The organism is Microbacterium sp. Leaf351, from assembly GCF_001423825.1.
In the GTDB taxonomy this organism is placed as follows: Bacteria; Actinomycetota; Actinomycetes; order Actinomycetales; family Microbacteriaceae; genus Microbacterium; species Microbacterium ginsengisoli.
Genome location: NZ_LMPK01000003.1, coordinates 250 through 2,620, shown reverse-complemented (window position 1 = coordinate 2,620; position 2,371 = coordinate 250). Strand labels below are relative to the sequence as shown.

Below are 2,371 nucleotides of genomic sequence, written 5' to 3'. Positions count from 1 at the left end.
CGCGCTCGCCCGCGATGCCGTACATGATCTGCATCTGCGCGGGGTCGCCGGCGATGGCGCGCAGCAGCCACAGCCGCCAGTGGTCGGCGGCCTCGACGAACCCGTGCGCGACGAGCGTCTGCAACGTCAGCGACGCGTCGCGCAGCCACACGTAGCGGTAGTCCCAGTTGCGGGCGCCGCCGAACTGCTCCGGCAGCGACGTGGTCGCGGCGGCCACGATGCCGCCGGTGTCGGCGTGGCTGAGGGCGCGCAGCACGAGCAGCGAGCGGATCACCTCGGCCCGGTACGGACCGTCGTGCGCGATGTGGTCCGCCCAGTCCTGCCAGCCGGTGCGGGTCGCGACGAGCGCCGCGTCGACGTCGACCGGCTCGGGACGGTCGCGGAACGAATGCGACCACGTCAGCGTGAGGTCATGCGTGCCGCCCGCGTCGATCGATACGGTGCCGCGATGCACGTGGTCGCGCGCCTCGAGACGGATGCCCCGCACGGTCACCCGGTCGGGGCCGGCCGTCGCGTGCAGCTCGGGCACCGCACCGTCGAGCTGGCGCACCCACGGGATCGCCCGGGCATAGTCGAAACGCAGCCGCAGCGCGGTCTCGAACGGCACCCGGCCCGACAGGCCGACGATGCGCCGCACGATGTCGACGCGATGTGGCCACACCGGCATGAACTCGTGCACCTCGGCGACACCCGTCGCCGTCTCCCACCGGGTGACGAGCACGAAGGTGTCGCCGTCGTAGCGGCGGGTGACGGTCGCCGCGCGGTCGACGGGACGCAGGGTCCAGTGGCCGTGCTCCTCAGTGCCCAGCAGAGCGCCGAACACCGACGGGGCATCCCATCGCGGTGGACAGAACCAGTCGATCGACCCGTGCCGCGACACGAGCGCCCCCGTGCGGCAGTCGCTGAGCAGCGCGTATTCCCCGATCGATGCGGACACACCCCGATTCTGCCCCGCGCCGGCGTCGCCGCGGCATCCGCGTCGTCGCGCGTGTCGAGGGCGTAGCGTGTGAGCGTGACCGACGAACGCACCCTCGTCATCCTCGGCGCCACCGGGGACCTGACCTCCCGCCTGCTGCTGCCGGCCCTCGCCCAGCTGCTCGACGCGGAACCCGACACGAAGGTGCGCCTGGTCGGCGCCGGCATGGATGCCGAGACGGATCGCGCGTGGCGCAGCCGCGTGAAGGCGGCGTTCGGCGAGGGCGTGGGGGCCGCGGCATCCGCCGTCGTCAAGGCGACCCGTTACGTGCAGTGCGACATCACCGCGACGAAGGACCTCACTGCCCTCCTCGCCGACGCGGGCGAACGCCCCGTGCTCTACTTCGCCGTGCCGCCCGCCGTCGCGGCCGCCGCGTGCCGCGCGCTCACCGGCGTGACGCTGCCGGCCGAGACGATCCTGGCGCTCGAGAAGCCGTTCGGCACCGACCAGCACAGCGCCGAGCAGCTGAACGCCGTGCTCGCGCAGCTGCTGCCCGAGCAGCAGATCTTCCGCGTCGACCACTTCCTCGGCCGGTCGATGGTGCTCAACATGCTCGGCGTGCGGTTCGCGAACCGCGTGTTCGAGCCGGTGTGGTCGTCGGAGAACGTCGCGTCGGTCACCATCCGCTACGACGAGTCGCTCGGCCTCGAGGGCCGCGCCGGCTACTACGACAAGGCCGGCGCGCTCGAGGACATGATCCAGAGCCACCTGCTGCAGGTGCTCGCCTTCGTCGCCATGGAGCCGCCCGCGACGCTCGACGAGCGCGACCTGCGCGACGCGACCGGGGCGGCGCTGCGCGCCACCCACGTGTGGGACGACAACGCCGTGCACAGCTCGCGTCGCGCCCGCTACACCGCCGGCACGATCGACGGCACGGCGCTGCCGAACTACGTCGACGAGCCGGGCGTCGACCCGTCGCGGGGCACCGAGACGCTCGCCGAGGCTGTGTTCGAGGTGCGTACCGCCCGCTGGGAGGGTGTGCCGTTCACGCTGCGCTCGGGCAAGGCGATGTCGGCCCGGCTCGCCGAGGTCGTGCTGCGCTTCAAGCCCGTGCACCACCTGCCGACCGGCTTCTCCGGCGAGGAACAGGGCAGCGTGCTGCGGTTCTCGCTCGGCCCCGACGTGTTCTGCCTCGACCTCAACGTCAACGGCGCCGCCGACCCGTTCTCGCTCTCCCGCGCCACGATGCACGCCGAGCTCGGCGAGGGCGCGCTGAAGGCCTACGCGGAAGTGCTGTCGTCGATCCTCTCGGGGGATGCGGCCCTCGCCGTGCGCGGCGACGCCGCCGAGGAGTGCTGGCGCATCGTGCAGCCCGTGCTCGACGCCTGGCGGCGCGGCGACGTGCCGCTCGACGAGTACCCCGCAGGCTCGACCGGCCCCGACGGGTGGCCCCCG

At 73.0% G+C, this 2,371-nt stretch carries 2 protein-coding genes; one reads left to right on the top strand and one right to left on the bottom strand.

The annotated features are described in order from the left end of the window. Positions 1–937: glycoside hydrolase family 15 protein (locus ASG00_RS16285; RefSeq protein ID WP_235559046.1), on the bottom strand; the 937-nt coding region annotated here is incomplete at its 3' end. A 75-nt stretch (positions 938–1,012) separates the two neighbouring features. Between ASG00_RS16285 and ASG00_RS01460 the strand changes: the two genes are divergently transcribed. Further along, on the top strand, positions 1,013–2,371 hold a 1,359-nt coding region (locus ASG00_RS01460), incomplete at its 3' end, for a glucose-6-phosphate dehydrogenase (RefSeq protein ID WP_056206429.1).